Consider the following 1,266-nt stretch of genomic DNA (forward strand, 5'->3'; position numbering starts at 1 on the left):
ACACATATTGTTTCGAGCGAGCTTACGTCCACGCCTGTCGCACGCGTCGAAAACGCCTTGTGCAGACGCTCCTTAACACCAAGCCACGAAAGTTAACAGCCCCAGAATCTAATTTCGCAACAGCTTCTAAGCCGCTTCTGTTGAGTGCGCCCACTGCCGCACCTCTGCTCCGTAGCGGCCGCGAGGACGGGGAGCGCCTGGTCCGCTACGAGGTGGGGGACATGGTCAAGCAACTCCATCAGCTCCGGCGTCGGCTGGCTCTCATCGAAAGCAGCGCCTCGCAAGAGGCGATTGAGTCCGTCGTCAAGGCCTGCGTCGAGTTGGACGAATTCCTTCGATCGGATGGCGCGCGGAAAGCGTCGGATCGGACGGCTCATCCGTGACTGCACTGCTGAGGGGCGATGCCTTTTTAGGCGCGTCCCCGGCAGCCAAACACTGACCGAATAACCACCGGCACGAGGACATGAAGACACACAACGACAGCAGATCATCGAGACGCGAAGTCTTCGGCTGCACCGGACAGCAGCTTGACGCGATCATGCAGTTCGCTGAGAAGCGCTGTTACGACGAGCGGCCACTGCATTGGGTCGTCGCACAATACTTCCGCTTGCCTGCACATAGCGTGATCGTGTGCGGTGCAGCTTGAAGGTCGCAGCCTCGAACAAAAGGAAAGGAAAGGGAAGGGTTTCACCGATGGCATATGTTGATACGCGCTTGTTGGTGGTCGATGATTTGGCCACCATGCGCAATTTGATTCGCAAGATGCTCAAGGCGATCGGTTATTCGATCATCGAAGAAGCAGAGGATGGGGTGGCTGCGCTGGAAAAGCTCAGAGCACAGCAGTTCGATCTGGTGATCACTGATTGGAACATGCCCAATATGGACGGGCTGTCCTTGCTGCACGAGATTCGCAAATCCGAGGAGCTGGCGCACCTGCCGGTACTCATGGTCACGGCTGAAAAAAAGCGTGAAAACGTACTAGCGGCAATCCAAGCCGGTGCGAACGGCTACATCGTGAAGCCGTTTTCGGAGGCGGCATTGGCCGACAAGCTTGCGCAAGTTGCCCCACTTCCAACCGATTCCGCCCCGAGAGATCGCGGCACCTCCGTGTTCGGGGCTATCTTCAACACGACCGCGTAACTGGCCGCTCACACATTGTTTCACTTTGTTTCAATTGCACGAGTGCCCGGCCGGATAAGGGTTTCGCGCACGTGCCGTGGTGGTCGGAGCGCCGCACGCCTTGCAGCATGGTAAAGATTTCAACGC

The 1,266-nt window shown here is 57.6% G+C and carries 2 protein-coding genes; both read left to right on the top strand.

Features of this window, described 5'->3' with window-relative positions; all coding sequences use genetic code 11:
- The first annotated feature begins 221 nt into the window (after window positions 1–221).
- Window positions 222–383, top strand: a complete 162-nt coding sequence (locus AB6804_RS31835) for a hypothetical protein (protein WP_370889831.1) — start codon at window positions 222–224, stop codon at window positions 381–383.
- Between the two features lie 310 nt (window positions 384–693).
- Window positions 694–1,140, top strand: a complete 447-nt coding sequence (locus tag AB6804_RS31840; protein WP_370889832.1) for a response regulator — start codon at window positions 694–696, stop codon at window positions 1,138–1,140.
- The last annotated feature ends 126 nt before the right edge of the window (window positions 1,141–1,266 follow it).

The sequence above is a fragment of the Caballeronia sp. RCC_10 genome, assembly GCF_041360715.1.
GTDB lineage: Bacteria > Pseudomonadota > Gammaproteobacteria > Burkholderiales > Burkholderiaceae > Caballeronia > Caballeronia grimmiae.

Bases quoted from the DNA above. Each gene is read 5' to 3' on its own strand.
- AB6804_RS31835 (WP_370889831.1), top strand. From the start codon at position 222: ATGGTCAAGCAACTCCATCAGCTCCGGCGTCGGCTGGCTCTCATCGAA.
- AB6804_RS31840 (WP_370889832.1), top strand. From the start codon at position 694: ATGGCATATGTTGATACGCGCTTGTTGGTGGTCGATGATTTGGCCACC.